Annotated in this window: 18 protein-coding genes and 1 tRNA gene; 11 read left to right on the plus strand and 8 right to left on the minus strand. The window is 69.7% G+C overall.

Features of this window, described 5'->3' with window-relative positions; genetic code table 11:
• Nucleotides 1-53: 53 nt before the first annotated feature.
• The 4 genes from F9C11_RS14710 to F9C11_RS14725 form a co-directional block, all read right to left on the minus strand.
• Complete coding sequence (locus F9C11_RS14710) at nt 54-491, minus strand: DUF488 family protein (protein ID WP_409185425.1); 438 nt, start codon at nt 489-491, stop codon at nt 54-56.
• Nucleotides 488-1,102 carry a DUF488 family protein gene (locus F9C11_RS14715; RefSeq protein WP_409185426.1) on the minus strand — a complete coding sequence of 205 codons (615 nt, stop codon included), beginning with the start codon at nt 1,100-1,102 and terminating at the stop codon, nt 488-490. Before F9C11_RS14715 ends, F9C11_RS14710 begins: the two co-directional genes overlap by 4 nt.
• Nucleotides 1,102-1,797 carry a dual OB domain-containing protein gene (locus F9C11_RS14720; protein WP_409185427.1) on the minus strand — a complete coding sequence of 232 codons (696 nt, stop codon included), beginning with the start codon at nt 1,795-1,797 and terminating at the stop codon, nt 1,102-1,104. The genes F9C11_RS14715 and F9C11_RS14720 overlap by 1 nt, the downstream gene beginning before the upstream one ends.
• A 138-nt stretch (nt 1,798-1,935) precedes the next feature.
• Nucleotides 1,936-2,008, minus strand: a tRNA-Arg gene (locus F9C11_RS14725).
• Between the two features lie 102 nt (nt 2,009-2,110).
• On the opposite strand from F9C11_RS14725, the gene F9C11_RS14730 reads away from it, so the two are divergent.
• From F9C11_RS14730 to F9C11_RS14740, 3 genes are all read left to right on the plus strand, one after another.
• The gene (locus F9C11_RS14730) at nt 2,111-3,232 is read left to right on the plus strand and encodes an epoxide hydrolase family protein (protein WP_409185428.1); all 1,122 of its coding nucleotides are present in this window, start codon (nt 2,111-2,113) and stop codon (nt 3,230-3,232) included.
• Between the two features lie 132 nt (nt 3,233-3,364).
• Nucleotides 3,365-4,285 (plus strand): cation diffusion facilitator family transporter, encoded by a 921-nt coding sequence (locus F9C11_RS14735; RefSeq protein WP_409185429.1) that lies wholly within the window; start codon nt 3,365-3,367, stop codon nt 4,283-4,285.
• A 10-nt stretch (nt 4,286-4,295) separates the two neighbouring features.
• On the plus strand, nt 4,296-4,892 hold the full coding sequence (locus F9C11_RS14740) for a flavin reductase family protein (RefSeq protein WP_409185430.1): 597 nt from the start codon (nt 4,296-4,298) through the stop codon (nt 4,890-4,892).
• Between the two features lie 44 nt (nt 4,893-4,936).
• Here F9C11_RS14740 and F9C11_RS14745 read toward each other — a convergent pair whose 3' ends face one another.
• Together F9C11_RS14745 and F9C11_RS14750 are read right to left on the minus strand one after the other, a co-directional pair.
• Entirely contained in the window at nt 4,937-5,587 is a 651-nt protein-coding gene (locus F9C11_RS14745) for a DUF305 domain-containing protein (protein WP_409186909.1), read from the minus strand.
• Nucleotides 5,588-5,700: 113 nt separating this feature from the next.
• The gene (locus F9C11_RS14750; RefSeq protein WP_409185431.1) at nt 5,701-6,537 is read right to left on the minus strand and encodes a DUF3105 domain-containing protein; all 837 of its coding nucleotides are present in this window, start codon (nt 6,535-6,537) and stop codon (nt 5,701-5,703) included.
• Nucleotides 6,538-6,739: 202 nt separating this feature from the next.
• On the opposite strand from F9C11_RS14750, the gene argS reads away from it, so the two are divergent.
• The 6 genes from argS to rho all read left to right on the plus strand — a co-directional run bounded on the left by argS (nt 6,740) and on the right by rho (nt 15,696).
• Complete coding sequence (gene argS / locus F9C11_RS14755) at nt 6,740-8,395, plus strand: arginine--tRNA ligase (protein WP_409185432.1); 1,656 nt, start codon at nt 6,740-6,742, stop codon at nt 8,393-8,395.
• 3 nt (nt 8,396-8,398) lie between these two features.
• Complete coding sequence (gene lysA, locus F9C11_RS14760) at nt 8,399-9,829, plus strand: diaminopimelate decarboxylase (protein WP_409185433.1); 1,431 nt, start codon at nt 8,399-8,401, stop codon at nt 9,827-9,829.
• Nucleotides 9,830-9,841: 12 nt separating this feature from the next.
• A complete protein-coding gene (locus tag F9C11_RS14765) occupies nt 9,842-11,167 on the plus strand; it encodes a homoserine dehydrogenase (RefSeq protein WP_409186910.1) in 1,326 nt (441 codons plus the stop codon).
• Between the two features lie 82 nt (nt 11,168-11,249).
• Nucleotides 11,250-12,305: a threonine synthase gene (gene thrC / locus F9C11_RS14770; RefSeq protein ID WP_409185434.1), complete on the plus strand. Its 1,056-nt coding sequence runs from the start codon at nt 11,250-11,252 to the stop codon at nt 12,303-12,305.
• Nucleotides 12,306-12,375: 70 nt separating this feature from the next.
• Nucleotides 12,376-13,266 (plus strand): homoserine kinase, encoded by an 891-nt coding sequence (gene thrB / locus F9C11_RS14775; RefSeq protein ID WP_409185435.1) that lies wholly within the window; start codon nt 12,376-12,378, stop codon nt 13,264-13,266.
• 408 nt (nt 13,267-13,674) lie between these two features.
• Nucleotides 13,675-15,696, plus strand: coding sequence for a transcription termination factor Rho (rho, locus tag F9C11_RS14780; RefSeq protein WP_409185436.1), 2,022 nt, complete (start codon nt 13,675-13,677; stop codon nt 15,694-15,696).
• A gap of 55 nt (nt 15,697-15,751) precedes the next feature.
• Here rho and F9C11_RS14785 read toward each other — a convergent pair whose 3' ends face one another.
• Together F9C11_RS14785 and F9C11_RS14790 are read right to left on the minus strand one after the other, a co-directional pair.
• The gene (locus F9C11_RS14785) at nt 15,752-17,305 is read right to left on the minus strand and encodes a S1 family peptidase (protein WP_409185437.1); all 1,554 of its coding nucleotides are present in this window, start codon (nt 17,303-17,305) and stop codon (nt 15,752-15,754) included.
• A gap of 184 nt (nt 17,306-17,489) precedes the next feature.
• Nucleotides 17,490-18,014 (minus strand): CHAP domain-containing protein, encoded by a 525-nt coding sequence (locus F9C11_RS14790; protein WP_409185438.1) that lies wholly within the window; start codon nt 18,012-18,014, stop codon nt 17,490-17,492.
• 233 nt (nt 18,015-18,247) lie between these two features.
• On the opposite strand from F9C11_RS14790, the gene rpmE reads away from it, so the two are divergent.
• Both rpmE and prfA read left to right on the plus strand, forming a co-directional pair.
• Nucleotides 18,248-18,475, plus strand: coding sequence for a 50S ribosomal protein L31 (gene rpmE, locus F9C11_RS14795; RefSeq protein WP_009082617.1), 228 nt, complete (start codon nt 18,248-18,250; stop codon nt 18,473-18,475).
• An 81-nt stretch (nt 18,476-18,556) separates the two neighbouring features.
• Nucleotides 18,557-19,627: a peptide chain release factor 1 gene (prfA, locus tag F9C11_RS14800; RefSeq protein WP_409185439.1), complete on the plus strand. Its 1,071-nt coding sequence runs from the start codon at nt 18,557-18,559 to the stop codon at nt 19,625-19,627.
• The last annotated feature ends 4 nt before the right edge of the window (nt 19,628-19,631 follow it).

Genomic DNA, 19,631 nt, shown 5'->3' on the forward strand with positions numbered 1-19,631 from the left:
GCGTCACCACCATCACTGGGGGGCGTTCTTAGCCGGGGAATCCGGCTGCGCCGTCAGAAGAGATGCTCGATGACGACGTCATCCCAATGCTGCGCAAGGTGCTCTGCGACCAGCCGACGGTGGCAATGGTGCGGTTTGTCCTCGCTGCACAGCAGGACGGACTTGTCCAGGAGATCCGGTGGGATGTGGTCCGCAATGGCCCGGCTCCGCATTAACTCCAGAAATAGTTCTTCATATTCCGGCCACTCGATGTGCTTCTTTTTGTAGGCGTCCAGCATCGGCTGCGTCGGAGCCAGGTCGGGTCGGTGTGCGTACTGCATGCCGCAGAGTTCGTTGAGAAAGTATTTCAAATCGTCCCTCTTGGCGAAACCCGCCAGCTGGGAGACGTTGTTGAGCCGGACGTCGACGAGGGTTGTCGCGTCCGTGGCTCGCAAGAACCCGAAGAATTTCTCGGCCGACTTTTTGGTGAATCCAACCGTGTATATTTTCACGTGCCTGGTTCCTCGGTGGTGTGAAGATTCTCCCGGACGTAGGCGATGCGCCTTTCCTGGCGAAGCAGGGCGGCTTCCAAGCGCTCTGCGCGCGTGTGGAAGAGATCGTCCTCCGCCAACCCGAATTTCTCCATGAGTCGTTCCATCGCTGCCGCATGGCTTTCGATCGACCCGTCGCCGTGAATGTGGTCGACTGTGGTGTCGCGCTCGCTGAGCACCCGGGCGACGAGGATTGTCCGATGGCAATCCAGCGGTTCGCCTTCGGTGCACATGACAGCTATTCGTTCCGTGCGGGCACCGGTTACCAGTCTTTCGATGCCTTCGGCGAACTTCGGCGTCTTCGCGAGCAGGCGATACTGGACGGTGTCGTCGATATAGCAGCTGGCGTCGTCGGTGCGAGCGCCGAGCTCATTGCCCATGAACACGTACTTTATTCCGGCCTCGCGCAGACCAGGCGCGATCGAGCGTTGATTGAACTGCGGGGTGAAACGGCTGGCCGGTACCGAGCGGACATCGGCTACGGCGGTGATTTCGTGCTGTCGAAGCAGATCGACCAGGGTCGCGAAGTCATGTGTGGAATGGCCGATGGTGAAGACGGCTCCGGATCTCATCATGCGGTCCTTGAGTCTAGTCCGGCAGCTTCGACGATGGCCGCGACAAGCTTGTAGGAGGAGCCGTCATCGTACGCCTCGCTGAGGCTGATCGTCAGGTAGGACTTCCCCAGCTTATAGCTGCCGACTCCCTTAGCCTGGAATTTGGCCCGGTAAACCGGGTCCGTGACTTTCAAGTTGTACGCGAAACTCGCGTACGCGAACTGAATGCGGACGGAGGGATGGCCGCCTGGAGACCACGGGTCCGGCATGACCTGTACGGTCGCGCGATCGACTCCGACGAGCCTGAGCGAGTCCCGGATCGGCTGCGCGGCTGCGTCAGGGACGCGGTCGTTGGAGCCGCGCGACGTACTGGCCCCGTTCAGCCACAAGCTTTCCCGCGGGCTCTCCAGCGCGGCGAGCGCGGTCAAGCCGAGACGGCCGACCTTGCGCCACTTCCGGGTGGCATCCAGGAGCCAGTTCTCCTGCTGAAATCCGAGGGGCTGAGGCCCGCGCAGCGGCACGTCGACGATGTCGAGCACTCGCGGTTCACTGCCTCCGGCGTAATGCCGTTCAGTGGCGGAGACTCCCCGGCTCGGCCGACTGCTGACCGGCCGGATCCACTTTCGCGAGCTGATTTCGATCCCCGCTACACAGCGCTCGCTGTGCTTGTACGAATTCGCCAGGCACACCAGCATCTTCGTTGGCACGCGCATCCTCCCCGTCCGCTACGTGGCGTGGGGGATGCTAGTGGGTCCGTGAGCACGACGAGATTGATTTGGCGAAGGAAATTGCCTTTGAACGCAAAGGCAGTCGCAGCGGCCGGTCAACGCACGCTGAAATTGAAGAAGATGTGCCCTCGGCAGGATTCGAACCTGCGACACCTGCCTCCGGAGGGCAGTGCTCTATCCCCTGAGCTACGAGGGCTCGCTTGCGCGACTGAACAGAGCCTAGCGCATGCCTTGAGAACCGCTCGCAGCGGGTAGGAAGCGCGGTACCGTCGGGTTGTCGACGCGGAGGGAGGCGGCGGTGGGCGCCGAGCCGTTCCAGGTCAGGGTGGTTGAGCCGGACATCGAGGACTTGCGGGCGCGGTTGCGGCGCACTCGGTGGCCGGAGGCGGAGACCGTCGACGGCTGGAGGCAAGGGGTGCCTCTCGCGTACGCCCGGGAGCTGTGCCGGAGCTGGGCGGAGGACTACGACTTCGGGTTCGGCGAGCGGCTCAACGTCTTCCCGCAGTTCCGGCAGGAGATCGACGGCCTCGGGATTCACTTCGTGCACCTCCGTTCGCCGGAGCCGGACGCGTTTCCGCTGGTGATCACGCACGGCTGGCCGGGGTCGGTGCTCGAATTCCTCGACATTCTCGGTCCGCTGACCGACCCGCGGGCGCACGGCGGCGATCCGGCGGACGCGTTTCACGTCGTCGCGCCTTCGTTGCCGGGGTATGGCTGGAGCGACAAGCCGGACAGCACCGGGTGGGGTGTGCAGAGGATCGCGACGGCTTGGGATCGGCTGATGGTCTCGCTCGGCTACGAACGCTATGGCGCGCAGGGCGGCGACTGGGGTTCGGCGGTCTCGGGGGCGCTCGGCGAGGTGGCCCCGGAGCGGGTCGCGGGGGTGCACGTCAACATGGCGCCCGCGCCTAAAGGCCAGTTCCCGGACGAGACCGACGAGGAGCGCGAAGGCGCGGAGGCCGCTGCCGAGTTCCGGCGCACCGGGCAGGGGTATTCGGCGCAGCAGGGCACGCGTCCGCAGACGCTCGGCTACGGCCTCACGGACTCTCCGGCGGGGCAGGCGGCCTGGATCGCCGAGAAGTTCTGGGCCTGGACCGACAACAACGGCCACCCCGAGGACGCGGTCACCCGGCAGCAGCTTCTCGACGCGATCTCGGTGTACTGGTTCACCGCGTCGGCGACGTCGTCCGCGCGGCTGTACTGGGAGAGCTACCGCAGCTTCGGCGATCGCGTCACCGCGCCGTCCGGCATCTCCGTCTATCCGCGCGACATCGTCCGCCCGTCGCGGCGGCAGGCGGAGCTGAAGTACACCGACCTGCGCTGGTTCGAGCGGCTGCCGCGCGGCGGGCATTTCGCGGCGATGGAACAACCGGGCTCGCTCGTCGAGCAGATCCGCGGGTTCTTCCGGCTCGTGCGCTGACCTTCCCACCTCGCGGAACAGGGCTGGGAGAAACTCGCCACCAGGCGTTAGAGTGAAGTTAGGCTACCCTGTATTGCACATATGCGCATGTCACTATATATTTCTCCTGACACCGAGACAGGGAGGCGAGCGATGGGACACGGGCACGGCCACGGGCACACCGCCGCTCCGGCGAGCGCGTCCGGCCGCTACGTCCGCGCGCTGCTGATCGCTCTCGCGGTCGGTGCCGGGTTCATGGTGCTGGAGTTCGCGGTGGGCTTCGCCACCGGCTCGCTCGCGCTGATCTCCGACGCCGCGCACATGTTCACCGACGTTCTCGGCGTCGGAATGGCGCTCGCCGCGATCGTGCTCGCGCGCCGCAGCGGGCCGACGCCCAGCCGCACGTTCGGCATGTACCGCGCGGAAGTCCTTGCCGCGCTTGCCAATGCGGTGCTGTTGTTCGGCGTCGCCGGGTACGTGGCGGTCGAGGCGATCGGGCGGATCACCGACCCGCCGGAGGTGCCTGGCCTGCCGGTGCTGCTCGCCGCGGCCGCGGGGCTCGTGGCCAATGTCGTGTCGTTCCTGGTGCTGCGCTCGGGCGCGAAGGAGAGCCTGAACGTCCGCGGCGCCTACCTCGAAGTGCTGGCTGACCTCGTCGGTTCCGTCGGCGTGCTGCTCAGCGGCGCGATCACGCTCACCACCGGCTGGCGTTACGCAGACCCGATCATCGGTGTCGCGATCGGCCTGTTCGTGCTGCCGCGCACCTGGACGCTCGCCCGCCGCGCGCTGCGCATCCTCTTCCAGCACGCACCCGCCGGCGTGGACGTCGGCGAGATCAGCAGCGAACTCGCCGCGCTGCCGGGCGTCGCGGACGTGCACGACCTGCACGTCTGGACCCTCACCTCGGGCATGGAAGTCGCCTCGGCGCACCTGACGGTGAAGGCCGACGCCGAACAGTCCACAGTGCTCACCAAGGCGCAGGACCTGCTGTCGGTCCGCTACGAGATCAAACACGCGACGCTTCAGGTCGAGGGACCGCAATGCGCCCGCCGGTGCGCTGAGCTCTCCTGGTAGACCGGGGGCTATGCGCAAGGACTTCGACCCCGCCCAGCTGGCCCCGAACGCGTTCTACCACCTGATGACGGCGACCGTCGTGCCGCGGCCCATCGCCTGGGTGTCGAGCGTTTCCCGCGACGGGGTGGACAACCTCGCGCCGCATTCGTTCTTCACCGTCGCCTCGGCCGCGCCCGCGGTGCTGCAGTTCACCTCGGTCGGGCGGAAGGACACCCTGCGCAACGTCGAGGCGACGCGGCAGTTCGTCGTCAACCTCGCGCCCGAGCCGCTGTTCGAGCAGATCAACGCCACCAGCGCGGATTTCCCGCCGGAACTGAGCGAATTCGACGAGGCCGGGCTGACCCGCGAACCGAGTCTCAAGGTCCGCCCGCCGCGGGTCGCGGAATCGCCGGTGGCGTTCGAATGCGAACTGCACAGCACGGTCGGTTTCGGCCGCTCGACGGTGGTGTTCGGCCGGGTCGTGCACCTCGCGGTCAACGAGGACGTCCTCGACGGCGACCACCCGATGATCGAGCGGCTGCGGCCGTTGTCCCGGCTCGGGCGCGACGAGTGGGGGACGCTCGGCGACATCAAGGAACTGGCGCGGCCGGCGTACAAAAGCTCGTGAGTGTTAATCACGGTTAGAACCGGGATCAACACTCACGAGCTTGGTCACGGAGCGGGCAGCGGCTGCGCGTTCCGTGCCTTCAGCATGATCTTCATCTGGTCCATTTCCGCGCCCTGGGACACCAGCATGCTGCGGCACAACGCTTTCACCGCGTCGTTCGCCGTGTGGTCCTGCGCGTACTCGGCCATCGCGACACCGCCCTGGTGATGCCGCAGCATAAGCTGCAGGAACTCGACGTCCAGCTCACGGCCGGACAGCGTGCGCAGCTTGGCGAGTTCCGCGTCGGTGGCCATGCCGGGCATCGGCGCGCCGCCGGCCGGGCTGCTGGTCGGCATTCGCATGCCCGCGTGGCCCATCGGCTCGGTCATCCACGTCATGTACGCGCCGGTCGCCTGCTCCGGCTGGTCCCACAGCATGAGCCAGCCCTTCATCCGCCCGACCTGCTCGGTCTGCGTGCGCTCGATGTCGAACGCGAGCTGGCGGATTTCCGGGTCGGTCGAATGGTCGCGCGCCCAGCCGGACATGGTGACCGCCTGCAGGTGGTGCACCGACATGTCCTGGGCGAACCCGACCTCGACCGAACCCGCGCCCGGCGTCGCGGGCACCGCGTCGCCGCCGTCGGTGAGCCGCGTCGCGAAGACCCCGATCGCGGCCCCGACCAGCAGCACCGCGATCAGCGCGCCGCCGATGACCACCCACCGGGACCAGCCGGTCCGTTCCGCCGGAGCGGACTCCTCGGCGAACTCGGCGGCTTCGGCCGGGGCACCGCCCGTATCGGCCGGGGCCTGGTCCTCGGAGCGGCCCACGGTCACCGCCCGGCCGGCGGGGTCCCCGGCATGCCGCCCTGCTCGCTCTGCGCCCCGGTGCTGCCCTTGTAGTCCATCGGCTTCGCGTCCTTGCCCGGCTTGCTCGGGTCGAACTTCGGCGGGTTGGCCGGGTCGAACATGCCCTTGCCGAGCGCGTCGCACGAGGCGCCGATCTCCGGGTACACGCCGTTCGGGTTGGTGCGCAGCGCGGCGATGAACTGGTCGATGCGCGGGTCGTCGGGGCTGTCCAGCTTCAGCTGGTGGCCCCACGACTGCAGCGAGATCGGCTTGTCGAGGCCGGGGTAGGGCGACATCATCGTGTACGGCTTGCCCTTGACCCGCGCCTCGAGCAGCGGAAGCTGGTCGCCCTTGATCTGGTCCGGGTTGTAGGCGATCCACACCGTGCCGTGCTCGAGCGAGTGCACCATGTTCTCGTTGCGCACCGCTTCCGGGTACACGATGCCGGTGCACGCGGCCCAGTAGCCGTCGTGCGGGCCGCCGAACGGCGGGCTCTGGTCGTAGGCCACCCGTTCGGTGGGCAGGATGTGCACCGATCCGGCGTACTGCTTGGTGACCACGCCCGGGATCTTCTTCGACGGGTCCGGATTGCTCGCGGTCGGCGCGAAGGAGGCGGCGGCCTCGTCCCGGGAGGCCTGGTCGCGCTTGGGCGCGGAGGCCTGCAGGTAGTAGACGATGACGCCGGCCAGCAGGGCGACCACCACGACGACGCCGATGATGGTGCCCCAGGGCGTACGCTTGCCCGCGACGACCGAGCGGTTCTTCGCCGCCTTCACCGCGGACGCGGACGTGCCCTTCTTCTTGGTGGTCCCGTTGGCCATGATTGCCGAGATCTCCTCGTGAGAGCGGGGGAGGGATCCGGACGGACCCTGCCGGTAGCCCAGTGTAGAGACCGGGCGTGCGATCACCGTGAACACCCGCGAGGCGCCCCGGCGAGCGGAACATCCGCCTCCGGTGTGCCCGCCGTCTCGCGAGCGCGTACCGCTGGAAGCGCGCGGCCGAAGCGCACCTAGAATTCGGCGAGTGACTCCCGCCGCTCTCGCCGATCTGGTCCGCAGCTCCGCCGTGCAGGTCCTCGCCGCACGGGGCGTCGACGCCGCCGTGCTGCCGGAGACCGTGACCATCGAACGCCCGCGCAACCCGGACCACGGAGACTACGCGACCAACCTCGCGCTGCAGGTCGCCAAGAAGGCCGGGCTGAAGCCGCGCGAGTTCGCCGAGGCGCTCGCCGAGGTCGTCGCGGGGGCGGACGGCGTGGCCGCGGCCGAGGTCGCCGGGCCGGGCTTCCTCAACTTCCGGCTGGCCGCGGACGCGCAGGGCGAGGTCGTGCGCCAGGTGCTGGCCGCGGGCGCGGAGTACGGCCGCGGCGACGCGCTGGCCGGACGGCGGATCAACCTGGAGTTCGTCTCCGCGAACCCGACCGGCCCGATCCACCTCGGCGGCACGCGCTGGGCGGCGGTCGGCGACGCGCTGGGCCGGGTGCTCGGCGCGCAGGGCGCGGACGTCACCCGCGAGTACTACTTCAACGACGCCGGCGCGCAGATCGACCGGTTCGTGCGTTCGCTGATCGCCGCCGCGAAGGGCGAGCCCGCGCCGGAGGACGGCTACTCCGGCGGATACATCAGCGACATCGCGGCCGAGGTGCTCAAGGCCGAGCCGAGCGCGCTGAGCCTGCCCGAGGACGAGCGGCACGAAACCTTCCGGCGCATCGGCATCGAGCTGATGTTCAGCCAGATCAAGCAGAGCCTGCACGAGTTCGGCACCGATTTCGACGTCTACTTCCACGAGAACTCGCTGCACGAATCCGGCGCGGTCGACGCGGCGGTGCGGCAGCTCAAGGACTCCGGCAACCTCTACTTCGCCGACGGCGCCTGGTGGCTGCGCTCCAGCGAGTACGGCGACGACAAGGACCGGGTCGTCCTCAAAAAGGACGGCAACCCGGCCTACATCGCGGGCGACCTGGCCTATTTCAAGGACAAGCGCAACCGCGGTTTCGACCTGTGCATCTACATGCTCGGCGCGGACCACCACGGCTACATCGCGCGGCTCAAGGCGGCCGCCGCGGCGTTCGGCGACGACCCGGCGACGGTCGAGGTGCTGATCGGCCAGATGGTGAACCTGGTCAGCGAGGGCAAGCCGGTGCGGATGTCCAAGCGCGCGGGCACCGTGATCACGCTCGAGGACCTCGTGGAGGCGGTCGGCGTCGACCCGGCCCGCTACGAGCTGATCCGGTACTCCGTCGATTCCTCTTTGGACATCGATTTGGACTTGCTGCGCAAGCATTCCAACGACAACCCGGTCTACTACGTGCAGTACGCGCACGCCCGGCTGTCGTCGCTGCGGCGCGGCGCGGCGGACCTGGGGCTCAAGGCCGATTCGGACGTCGACTTCGGACTGCTCACCCTGCCTGCTGAAGGCGACCTGATCCGCACCATCGGCGAATTCCCGTCCGTGGTGCGGCGGGCGGCGGAGATGCGCGAACCGCATCGCGTGGCCCGCTACCTCGAGGAACTGGCCGGCGCGTACCACAAGTTCTACACCGTGGGCCGGGTCCTCCCGCAGGGCGACGAGGAGGCCACTCCCCTCACGTACGCCCGGCTCGCCCTGTGCGAAGCCGCGCGCCAGGTGCTGGCGAACGGCCTGTCGCTGCTCGGTGTCTCCGCTCCGGAACGGATGTAAACCATGGCGCACCCCGCGGGCCCCCGCCACGCCGACGTCTACCCCCATGCCGACGCCTCCGGGTTCCCGCCCGCGAGTGCGGGCGAACTCGACCAGCTGCCCGCGAAAGTGTGGCCGCGCAACGTTTACCGCGCCGCGGACGGGGTCGTCCGGATCGCCGGAGTCGACGTGCGCGACCTCGCCCAGACGTACGGCACGCCGCTGTTCGTGGTCGACGAGGCGGACTTCAAGTCCCGCTGCGCCGACTACGCCGAGGCGTTCGACGACCCGGCGCTCGTGCACTACGCGTCGAAGGCGTTCCTGTCCGTCGAGGTCGCCCGGTGGGTGGCCGAACAGGGACTGAGCCTCGACGTCTGCAGCGGCGGCGAACTGGCCGTCGCGCTGCGCGCGAACTTCCCGGTGGAGCGGATCACGTTCCACGGCAACAACAAATCCGTCGCCGAACTCGACGCGGCCGTCGAGGCAGGCGTCGGCACCGTGGTGGTCGACTCGTACTACGAGATCGCCCGGCTCGCCGAAATCGCCGCCGCGCACGAGATCGAGCAGAAGGTGCTCGTCCGGGTGACGGTCGGCGTCGAGGCGCACACCCACGAATTCATCGCGACCGCGCACGAGGACCAGAAATTCGGGTTCTCGCTGGCTTCCGGCGACGCCGCCGAAGCGGTCCGCCGGGTGCTGAACGCGCCGTCGCTGAAGCTGGTCGGCCTGCACAGCCACATCGGTTCGCAGATCTTCGACGCCGACGGGTTCGAGGTCGCCGCGCGCCGCGTCGTCGGACTGCTCGCGGACCTGGCCAAGGAGCACGGCCGGGAGCTGCTGGACCAGATGAACGTCGTCGACCTCGGCGGCGGTTTCGGCATCGCCTACACCGAAAAGGACAACCCGCCGCCGCCCTCGCAGATGATCACGCAGATCCGCGAGATCGTCCGCAAGGAATGCGCGTACGCCGATCTCCCGGTGCCGCGCATCGCGGGCGAACCCGGCCGCGCGATCGCCGGTCCGGGCACGTTCACCCTGTACGAAGTGGGCACGATCAAGGACGTCGCGCTCGGCGACGAGACCGCCCGCCGGTACGTCAGCGTCGACGGCGGCATGAGCGACAACATCCGCACGGCGCTCTACGACGCGGTGTACGACTGCCGGGTGGTTTCCCGTTCCGCCGCGGACGGCGACGAGCCGGTGACCCCGACGTTGTCTCGCGTGGTGGGAAAACACTGTGAGTCCGGCGACATCGTCGTCCGAGACTGCTGGCTGCCCGACACGCTGGCTCCCGGCGACCTGCTGGCCGTCGCGGCGACCGGCGCCTACTGCTACGCGATGGCCAGCGGTTACAACCGGCTGCCGCGGCCCGCGGTGGTCGCCGTGCGCAACGGCGCCGCCCGGCTGCTGCTGCGCAGGGAGACGACGGACGACATGCTGCGCCTGGAGGTTTGAGAAGTGTCCACTGTGTCTCCGAAAAGCCCGTCTCCCGCCGATCGGGCGCCCATCCGGGTCGCGATGCTCGGCTGCGGCACGGTCGGCAGCGAGGTCGCCCGGCTGCTCACCGAACAGGCCGGCGAGCTGGCGGCCCGCGCGGGCGCGCCGGTGGAGCTGGTCGGCATCGCGGTGCGGCGTCCGGACAAGCACCCGGAACTGCCCGCCGAACTGCTGACCGACGACGCCGCGGCGCTGGTGGCCCGCGACGACGTCGACGTGGTGGTCGAGCTGGTCGGCGGGATCGACCCGGTGCGCAGCTGGCTGCTCGCCGCGCTGAACGCGGGCAAATCCGTGGTCACCGCCAACAAGGCGCTGCTCGCCGAGCATTCGGCCGAGTTGTTCGAGGCGGCCGACGCCAGCGGCGCGGACCTGTACTTCGAGGCCGCCGTCGCCGGGGCCATCCCGCTCCTGCGCCCGCTGCGCGAATCGCTGGCGGGCGACCGGATCACCCGCGTGATGGGGATCGTCAACGGCACCACCAACTACATCCTCTCCGCGATGGACGCCACCGGCGCGGGCTACGCCGAAACGCTCGACGAGGCGAGCCGCCTCGGCTACGCGGAGGCGGACCCGACAGCGGACGTCGACGGGTACGACGCCGCGTCGAAGGCGGCGATCCTTGCCTCGCTGGCATTCCACTCCCGGGTGACCGCGAAAGACGTGCACCGAGAAGGCATCGCCGACGTCACGGCGTCCGACCTCGCCGCGGCGCGCACGCTCGGCCGCACGGTGAAGCTGCTGGCGATCTGCGAACGCGTGACGGCAGACGACGGCACGGAATCGGTGTCCGCCCGCGTGCATCCGGTGATGATTCCGCGCAGCCACCAGCTGGCTGGCGTCGGCGGCGCGTTCAACGCGGTCTACGTCGAGGCGGACGCGGCCGGCGAATTGATGTTCTACGGGCAGGGCGCCGGCGGCGCGCCGACGGCCAGCGCGGTGCTCGGCGACCTCGTCGCGGTGGCGCGCAACCAGGTGCTCGGCGGACGCGGCCCGCGCGAATCGGCGCACGCCGCGCTGCCGGTGCGGCCGATGGGCCAGACGCCGACGCGCTACCACGTGAGCCTCGACGTCGCGGACCGCGCGGGCGTGCTCGCCCAGGTGGCGCAAGCGTTCGCCGCGCACGGCGTGAGCATCGCCGCGGTGCGCCAGCGCGACGCGAACGACACGGCGAGCCTCGTCGTGGTCACTCATCTCGCACCCGACGCGGCTTTGCAGTCCACTGTGGACGAAATCGCGAAACTCGACGTGGTGCACGAGGTGGTCAGCGTGATGCGCGTGGAAGGCGAAGACGCATGAGCGCAGCTTGCGAGCGAATCGTGGATATTCATGCTCCCGCCTCGTCGATCAGCATGGTGAAACTCCGAATCGAGGCGGCAGCATGAGTTCCTGGCCGGGGATTATCGAGGCGTACCGCGACCGGATTCCGGTCCCCGACGGGGCGCGCGTGGTCACGCTCGGCGAGGGCAACACCCCGCTGCTGCCCGCCGCGCACCTGTCCGAGCTGACCGGCTGCACGGTCTACCTGAAGGTCGAGGGCGCGAACCCGACCGGCTCGTTCAAGGACCGCGGGATGACCGTGGCGATCACGCACGCGCTCGCCAGCGGGCTCCAAGCGGTGATCTGCGCGTCCACCGGCAACACGTCGGCCTCGGCCGCCGCGTACGCCGCGCGGGCCGGGCTCACCTGCGCGGTGCTGGTGCCGCAAGGCAAGATCGCGATGGGCAAGCTCGCCCAGGCGGTGCTGCACGGCGCGCGGATCCTGCAGGTCGACGGCAACTTCGACGATTGCCTCGAACTCGCCCGCAAGACCGCGGCGGACTATCCGGTCACGCTGGTCAACTCGGTCAACCCGGTGCGCATCGCCGGGCAGAAGACCGCGGCGTTCGAGATCTGCGACGTGCTCGGCGAGGCCCCGGACGTGCACTGCCTCCCGGTGGGCAACGCGGGCAACATCACCGCGTACTGGAAGGGCTATTCGGAGTACGCGGCCGACGGTGTGGTCAAGAACACCCCGCGGATGTTCGGGTTCCAGGCGGCCGGCGCCGCGCCGCTGGTGCACGGCGAACCGGTTTCCGACCCGGACACCATCGCGACCGCGATCCGCATCGGCAGCCCGGCTTCGTGGGCGGGCGCGGTCTCCGCGCGCGACGAGTCGGACGGGCTGTTCGAGGCGATCACCGACGAGAAGATCCTTGAGGCGTACCGGCTGCTGGCCCGCCGCGAGGGCGTGTTCGTGGAGCCCGCGTCCGCGACGAGCGTGGCCGGCCTGCTGGCCACCGCCGCTGACGGACGGCTGCCGAAGGGCGCGACGGTGGTCTGCACGGTCACCGGGCACGGCCTGAAGGACCCGGCCACGGCGTTGGAGGGCAACGTCGAGGTGGAACCGCTCGCGGTCGACCCGACGGCCGTCGCGGCGGCGCTGGACCTGCGATGAGCCGCCGCTCGCCGGGGACCCTCCTGGCCCCGCCCGCGCACAACGCGACCGACCTGGCGGGGGCTCGGTCATGACGGCGCTGCCCGCGTTCCGCGCGACGGTCCCGGCGTCGAGCGCGAACCTCGGCCCGGGATTCGACGCGCTCGGCCTCGCGCTGTCCCGCTACGACGTGGTCGACCTGCAGGTCACCGAGGGCGGGCTGAAGATCGAGGTGCTCGACGCGGGGGCAGGTGGCGTCGAGGACGTGCCGACCGACGAATCCCATCTGGTGGTCCGCGCGCTCCGGCGAGCCTGCGAACACCTGGACGTGCGGCCGCCCGGGCTGCATCTTCGATGCCACAACAGCATTCCGCACGCGCGCGGCCTGGGGTCGTCGGCGGCCGCGGTGGTGACCGGCGTGGCGCTGGGCTACGCGCTGGCGGAGCGTCCGCTCGACGCCGACGCGCTCCAGCTCGCGGCCGAGTTCGAGGGCCACGCGGACAACGCGGCGGCGAGCCTGTTCGGCGGGTTCGTGGTGGCGTGGGCCGAGGACGGCCGGTTCCGAGCGGAGCGGGTGGAGCCGAACCCGGCGATCCGGCCGGTGGTCGCGGTGCCGGCGGAGAAATCGTCCACCCACACCACGCGCGGGCTGCTTCCGGCGCAGGTTCCGCACGCCGACGCGGCGCACAGCGCGGGACGGGCGGCGCTCGCCGTGCTGGCCGTCACCGAGCGGCCCGACCTGCTGATGGCGGCCACCGAGGACCGGTTGCACCAGGATTACCGCGCCGAGGCGTACCCGGCGAGCACCGAACTCGTGCGCACGCTGCGTGCCCACGGCGTGCCCGCCGCGATCTCCGGGGCCGGGCCGACTGTGCTCGCTCTCACGCTGACGGGAATACTCCCCGCGGGCGTCGACGTTACGGGCTTCGACGTCGCCGAATTGCCCGCGGACCGCGATGGCGTGCAGGTGGTGGCCAGGTGACGACCTGGTCACAGGCTGGACGGCAGCGTGCGCCACGCGGGGGGTGGTTGTTGCACCCGGACAGGGCGCGGTCTACCCTCGGGGGCGTTCGATCACCGTGCGTTTCCGCACCCGATGCCGGGCCTGTTCGCCCCTAGCGGCGGCTCCGGTCCGCATCCTTCGTCGATCCGCCGATTCCGCACCGCCCGGCACGCGGGACGCGGAGGGACGCAGGCGGGTTTCCGGTTCCGGCGGTGCCGAATTCCGCTTTCTCCGTCCGGAGGGGGCAAACACCCTGTGCTGGCGGCGCTTCGCTGTGTGTCTCGCACGGCTGGGCGCGAGCCGTCCGCATCGGAGGCAGAAGCCGTCTCGCTACCGGCGGCAGTCCGCTGATCCACCTGGAACGTGGATCGGTCAGGAAGGACATGTGTGAGCAACACCGATCTGTTGAGCGGCGACGTGGAGACCCCCGCCGCGGCCGCTGAGACCAATGGGGCCGCGGCCGCTCCGAAGCGCCGCACCGGGGGCCTGTCCGGGATGGTCATCGCCGAGCTCCGCCAGCTGGCGGGCGAACTGGGTGTGGGCGAGACCACCGGCATGCGCAAGGGGGACCTGATCGCCGCGATCCGCGAGCGCCAGGGCAAGAGCAAGAAGCGCGCCGCCGCGGCCGCCGACACGCTGCCGCTCGACGGCGTCGAGCCGGTCAAGGCGGAGAAGGCCGAGAAGCCCGCCCGCCGGGCCAAGGCCGACGCGCCGAAGGCCGAGGCTCCCAAGGCCGAGACGCCCAAGGCGGAGCCGAAGGCCGAGCCGGTCCAGGCGGAAGCGGCCCCGGCGGAGGCTCCGAAGGCGGAGACCGCGCAGGACGGCAAGCCCGCCGCGCAGGAGCGCACCGAGCGCGCCGACCGGTCCGAGGGCCAGTCCGACGGCCAGTCCGAGGAGGGCGGCCGCAACCGCCGCCGCCGCGGCGGCGCGAACCGGGGCGACGGCCAGCGCGACCAGCGCGGCGACCGCCAGGGCGGCAACCGCGAGAACCGGGACAACGGCCGCGACAACCGCGAGGGCAACCGCGACAACCGCGACGGCAACCGGGACAACCGCGGCGGCCAGGACAACCGCCAGGACCGGCAGGACCGCCAGGACAACCGGCAGCGGAACCAGCAGGACAACCGCGACAACCGGAACAACGGCCCGCAGGACGACGACGAGGAAGGCGGCCGCCGCGGGCGCCGCTTCCGCGACCGCCGCCGCCGGGGCAGCGGGGGCGGCCGCGCCGAGGGCGGCGCGCCGGACACCGAGATCCGCGAGGACGACGTCCTGCTGCCGGTCGCCGGCATCCTGGACGTGCTCGACAACTACGCGTTCGTCCGCACCTCGGGCTACCTGGCCGGGCCGAACGACGTGTACGTGTCGCTGTCGCTGGTCCGCAAGTTCGGCCTGCGCCGCGGCGACGCGATCACCGGTGTGGTGCGCCAGCCGCGCGAGGGCGAGCAGCAGCGGCAGAAGTTCAACCCGCTGGTGCGCGTCGACTCGATCAACGGCCTGGAGCCGGACGAGGCCAAGCGCCGTCCCGACTTCACCAAGCTGACCCCGCTGTACCCGAACGAGCGACTACGGCTGGAGACCGAGCCGCACAAGCTCACCACCCGCGTGATCGACCTGATCATGCCGGTCGGCAAGGGCCAGCGAGCGCTGATCGTGTCCCCGCCGAAGGCAGGCAAGACCACGATCATGCAGGACATCGCGAACGCGATCACGACCAACAACCCCGAGGCCCACCTCATGGTCGTGCTGGTCGACGAGCGTCCGGAAGAGGTCACCGACATGCAGCGGTCGGTGAAGGGCGAGGTCATCGCCTCGACCTTCGACCGCCCGCCGTCCGACCACACCTCGGTCGCCGAGCTGTCCATCGAACGGGCCAAGCGCCTGGTCGAAATGGGCCACGACGTGGTCGTCCTGCTGGACTCGATCACCCGGCTGGGCCGCGCGTACAACCTGGCCGCGCCGGCGTCCGGCCGGATCCTGTCCGGTGGTGTCGACTCGACCGCGCTGTACCCGCCGAAGCGTTTCCTCGGCGCCGCGCGCAACATCGAGAACGGCGGCTCGCTCACCATCTTCGCGACCGCGATGGTGGAGACCGGGTCCACGATGGACACGGTGATTTTCGAGGAGTTCAAGGGCACCGGCAACGCGGAGCTCAAGCTCGACCGCAAGATCTCCGAGCGCCGCGTGTTCCCGGCGGTCGACGTCAACCCGTCCGGCACCCGCAAGGAGGAGCTGCTGCTCTCGCCGGACGAGCTGGCCGTCACGCACAAGCTGCACCGCGTGCTGCACGCGCTGGACTCCCAGCAGGCCATCGACCTGCTGATCTCGCGCCTGCGCAAGACGAAGACCAACATCGAGTTCCTGATGCAGGTCTCGAAGACGGCCCTCGGCGGCGGAGACGACGACTGAGCCGCTGCGCGCGAAACGGCCCGCCCCGGGTTTTCCGGGGCGGGCCGTTGTCGTTTCACGCGGCTCCGGCGCGGCTTCCGGTCAACCGGCATCCCGGCCGGTCCAGGTCGATCCGGTTCCCCGGAGCGAGGCATCCGCCGATCGCCGACACCTGCTGCCCGTAACTGCGGCCCTTGACCGCGGTGACCGTCCCGTCCGCCGCGACCTCGCACGGGTTGCCCTCGGTGCACGACTCGCCGTCGCGGTTGTGGGTGTTGTTGATTCCCACCACGGTGTTCCCGTCCGGCGACAGCAGCGCCGTCCCGGAGTAGCCGGGCAGGCTGACGCATTCGTTGCTGTCCGCGTATCGCACCGACTGGTCCTGTTGCCAATCGCCTTCCCGCAGATGCGGCACGACCGCCGCGACTTCGCACTGCGGCCGGTGGCTTTGGTAGGCCATCTGCAGCCGGTCCCCGGCGCGCATCGGGGAGGACGACAGCCGGAACACCTTGGCCCCGGCGGCCGCGAGTTGCGCGTAGGTCCGGTCCAGCCGGTACAGCGCGATATCGGTGCCGGTCATCGTCGCGTACGCCAGCCGAGTGGCGCGGGCCGTGGTCTTCGGATAGCCCTGCCGGTCGGCGATGGCGATTGCCTTATCCAGCCCGGCAGGCTGGTCCACCAACGCTTTCCCCGGTTCCGGCCGGTTACCCGGCACGCAATGCCCGTTCGTCAACGCCAGCGCCGGATCCGAATCCCGCGCAGTACGGGGCCGAATCACCGAACCCATGCATTCGCCGATCTTCGCGGTGCCCTCCACGTTGGGAATGACCGTGTCCGGTGGAACCGCGGTGCCGGACACGATCCCGTTGATCCATCCGGCATTCCGCGTCACGTCGACGTACAGGTCTGGCAGGTCGGCGCCGCGGATGCCCGAGCCGACCACCGTTCCGGCCAACGCCCATCCGGCACCGTCCCGGACCAGCGCCGGTCCGCCGGAGTCGGTCACTCCCGGCCCGACGCCGTCTCGCAGACTCCCGATGCACAGCGGCGGCGAGATTCCGTTGTCGTCCCAGCATTGCGCCAACGGCTGCACCACGGTGTCGGCTTCGTGCAGCTTCCGGGGAAAGCAGACTGGATCGGCGAAGTCCCCGCACGACAGGGAAGTAGCGCCCCAGCCGAGAATCCGGACTGAACTGCCGACGGCTGGGGTGCTGGTCGTCAGCCGGACCGGTTTCGCCCGGACCGGCCGGGCCAGATGCAGCACGGTCAGGTCCTCGCCCGGCGGGTTGTAACTGGCGTGGCGGCGATAGAACTTGTCGACCGCGACCAGTTCGCCGCCGGATTTCGTGTCCAGCGACCCGACCCGGACGTTCCAGCCGCGCGGGACCGCGGTGGTCGCGCCGGTGGGCGTGTTGGCGCAATGTCCGGCGGTCAACGCCCATTGCGCGCCGATGAGCACTCCGGTGCACCGGTGGCCGTCCGGCCGGGGTGCGTCGTAGTGGAGCGAAACCAGGAACGAGTAAGGCTGCGAAGACTCGGTGCCGCCGACGATCGCGGAGGCCGGGCTGGCCTGGACCACAGTGGCGGCCAGCACGGTACCGAGCAGCAGCGCGGAAGATCGAATGCGCATGTCCCGCACGATGTCGGCCGCATGTCCGCGGACGGCTACCGCCGCGTGACCGCTTCACGGTAATTGCGTTGCAGTAAGGGTTTCTCGCACCGGCGGAGCGTTCCTCGCCGACCCCAGGCGCGACCAGGAACGCTCCGCCGGTTTCAGATGCTCGTGCCGGGGGATGGCGGGCACGAGCACCGGCTCAGTGGCGGGGGACAGCGGCCGGCGTCCAGCCGCGGTAGTTGTTGAAGTAGCTCGTGGAGCTGCCGTGGCCGATCTTGCCGCCGACGCTGGTGGCGTAGAACCCGCCGTTGCCGTCCGCGATGCCCACGTGGCCGTAGGCGCTGATGTTCCAGTACACGAACGAACCGGCGGGCGGCTTGCCGCTGGTGTGCTTCGGGCTGGCCCCGTTCCAATGCGCGTTGGCCGACGCCCAGACCCCGGTGACGCCGTAGGAGTTCTCGGCGGCCTTCTCGCAGTAGTGCTCCCATCCGGTGCTTCCGGCGTGCGCCTTGTACCAGGCGACCGCGCCGGCCGGGGTGCCGTCGCCGGCCCCGGTCAGGTTTGCCTCGGACAGCTCGGTGAACGTGCCCGCGGCGGGGTTGACGTCCGCGGCCGTGATGCCGTCGGCGGCGTTCGCGGCGGGTGCGAAGACCGCGGCGGAAGCGGCCAGTGCGAGCACCGCGGCCGGCTTCGCGAGCCGGGTGAGCAGGTCGGTCGTGCGCATGTCCGGACCTCCAGTAAGTGAGCGATTCACGAACTCGGCCAGGTTCCCGTCAGCGGGTACAAAATCCGTACAATGCGAAGGTTCTTCACTACCCACCGTCGCGGCGTGCGGCGGAATACCTGGTCATCGGGGTGTGTTGAAGTCCTTGCCAGCGCGTCTGGCAGAATGACCCGCTGAAGTCCGGCACCGGTTCACCCCGCACTGGGGACCCGGGGCCAACGAGAGAGGACACCATGAAGAGCGGTATTCACCCCGAATACGTGACCACGACCGTCACGTGCAACTGCGGGAACAGCTTCGTCACCCGCAGCACGAAGGAGTCGGGTCAGATCCACGTCGAGATCTGCTCGAACTGCCACCCCTTCTACACCGGCAAGCAGAAGATCATGGACACCGGTGGCCGGGTCGCCCGGTTCGAGAAGCGCTACGGCAAGCGTCAGCAGAAGACCGACGCCAAGTAGCTTGTCCGACGGCGCCCACCCGCACGCCCGGGTGGGCGCCGTCGTTCTGTCCGGGCCTGTTCGCGAGAGGGAGACGGCGAAGTGGATTCGAGTTCGCTCAAGGGGCTGCTCGACGAGCACGCCCGGCTGGAACAGGAGCTGGCGGACCCGGCGGTGCACGCCGACCAGGCCCGGGCCCGCAAACTGGGCCGCCGCTACGCCGAGCTGAGCCCGGTCGTGCGCGCGGTGCGCGAGCTGGACCAGGCCCGCGACGACCTTTCCGCGGCCAAGGAACTCGCGGCCGAGGACGCGACGTTCGCCGCCGAGGCCGACGAGCTGACGGCGAAAATCCCGCAGCTCGAAGCGAAACTCACCGAACTGCTGCTGCCGCGCGACCCGTACGACGGTTCCGACGTCGTCATGGAGATCAAATCCGGCGAGGGCGGCGAGGAATCCGCGCTGTTCGCGGGCGACCTGCTGCGGATGTACCTGCGCTACGCCGAGCGGCACAACTGGAAGGCCGAGGTGCTCGACGCGACCGAGTCGGACCTCGGCGGCTACAAGGACGTCACGCTGTCGCTGAAGAGCAAGACCGCGGACGTCGAAGGCGTGTGGGCCCGGCTGAAGTTCGAGGGCGGCGTGCACCGCGTGCAGCGCGTGCCCGCGACCGAATCGCAGGGCCGCATCCACACGTCCGCCTCCGGCGTGCTGATCTACCCGGAACCGGAGGAGGTCGAGGTCGAAATCGACCCGAACGACCTGCGCATCGACGTGTTCCGGTCGTCCGGCCCTGGCGGGCAGAGCGTCAACACCACCGACTCGGCGGTGCGGATCACGCACCTGCCGACTGGGATCGTCGTGTCGTGCCAGAACGAGAAGTCGCAGATCCAGAACCGCGCGCGGGCGCTGCAGGTGCTGCAGGCCCGGCTGCAGGCGATCGCCGAGGAAGAGGCGGCGGCCAAGGCGTCGGACGCGCGTCGTTCGCAGGTGCGGACGGTCGACCGTTCCGAGCGGGTGCGGACGTACAACTTCCCGGAGAACCGGATTTCGGACCACCGGGTCAACTACAAGGCGTACAACCTGGACCAGGTGCTCGACGGCGAACTCGACGGCGTGCTGGACGCGCTGGCCGCGGCCGACCGCGAGGAGCGGCTCGCCGCGCAGTCGGGCTGAGCCG

Origin of the sequence: Amycolatopsis sp. VS8301801F10, from assembly GCF_046195355.1 — a bacterium.
Taxonomy (GTDB): Bacteria; Actinomycetota; Actinomycetes; order Mycobacteriales; family Pseudonocardiaceae; genus Amycolatopsis.

Bases quoted from the DNA above. Each gene is read 5' to 3' on its own strand.
- F9C11_RS14735 (WP_409185429.1), top strand. From the start codon at position 3,365: ATGGGACACGGGCACGGCCACGGGCACACCGCCGCTCCGGCGAGCGCG.
- F9C11_RS14785 (WP_409185437.1), bottom strand. From the start codon at position 17,305: ATGCGCATTCGATCTTCCGCGCTGCTGCTCGGTACCGTGCTGGCCGCC.
- F9C11_RS14720 (WP_409185427.1), bottom strand. From the start codon at position 1,797: ATGCGCGTGCCAACGAAGATGCTGGTGTGCCTGGCGAATTCGTACAAG.
- thrC (WP_409185434.1), top strand. From the start codon at position 11,250: ATGAGTTCCTGGCCGGGGATTATCGAGGCGTACCGCGACCGGATTCCG.
- lysA (WP_409185433.1), top strand. From the start codon at position 8,399: ATGGCGCACCCCGCGGGCCCCCGCCACGCCGACGTCTACCCCCATGCC.
- F9C11_RS14750 (WP_409185431.1), bottom strand. From the start codon at position 6,537: ATGGCCAACGGGACCACCAAGAAGAAGGGCACGTCCGCGTCCGCGGTG.
- rpmE (WP_009082617.1), top strand. From the start codon at position 18,248: ATGAAGAGCGGTATTCACCCCGAATACGTGACCACGACCGTCACGTGC.
- F9C11_RS14715 (WP_409185426.1), bottom strand. From the start codon at position 1,102: ATGAGATCCGGAGCCGTCTTCACCATCGGCCATTCCACACATGACTTC.
- thrB (WP_409185435.1), top strand. From the start codon at position 12,376: ATGACGGCGCTGCCCGCGTTCCGCGCGACGGTCCCGGCGTCGAGCGCG.
- F9C11_RS14790 (WP_409185438.1), bottom strand. From the start codon at position 18,014: ATGCGCACGACCGACCTGCTCACCCGGCTCGCGAAGCCGGCCGCGGTG.
- F9C11_RS14740 (WP_409185430.1), top strand. From the start codon at position 4,296: ATGCGCAAGGACTTCGACCCCGCCCAGCTGGCCCCGAACGCGTTCTAC.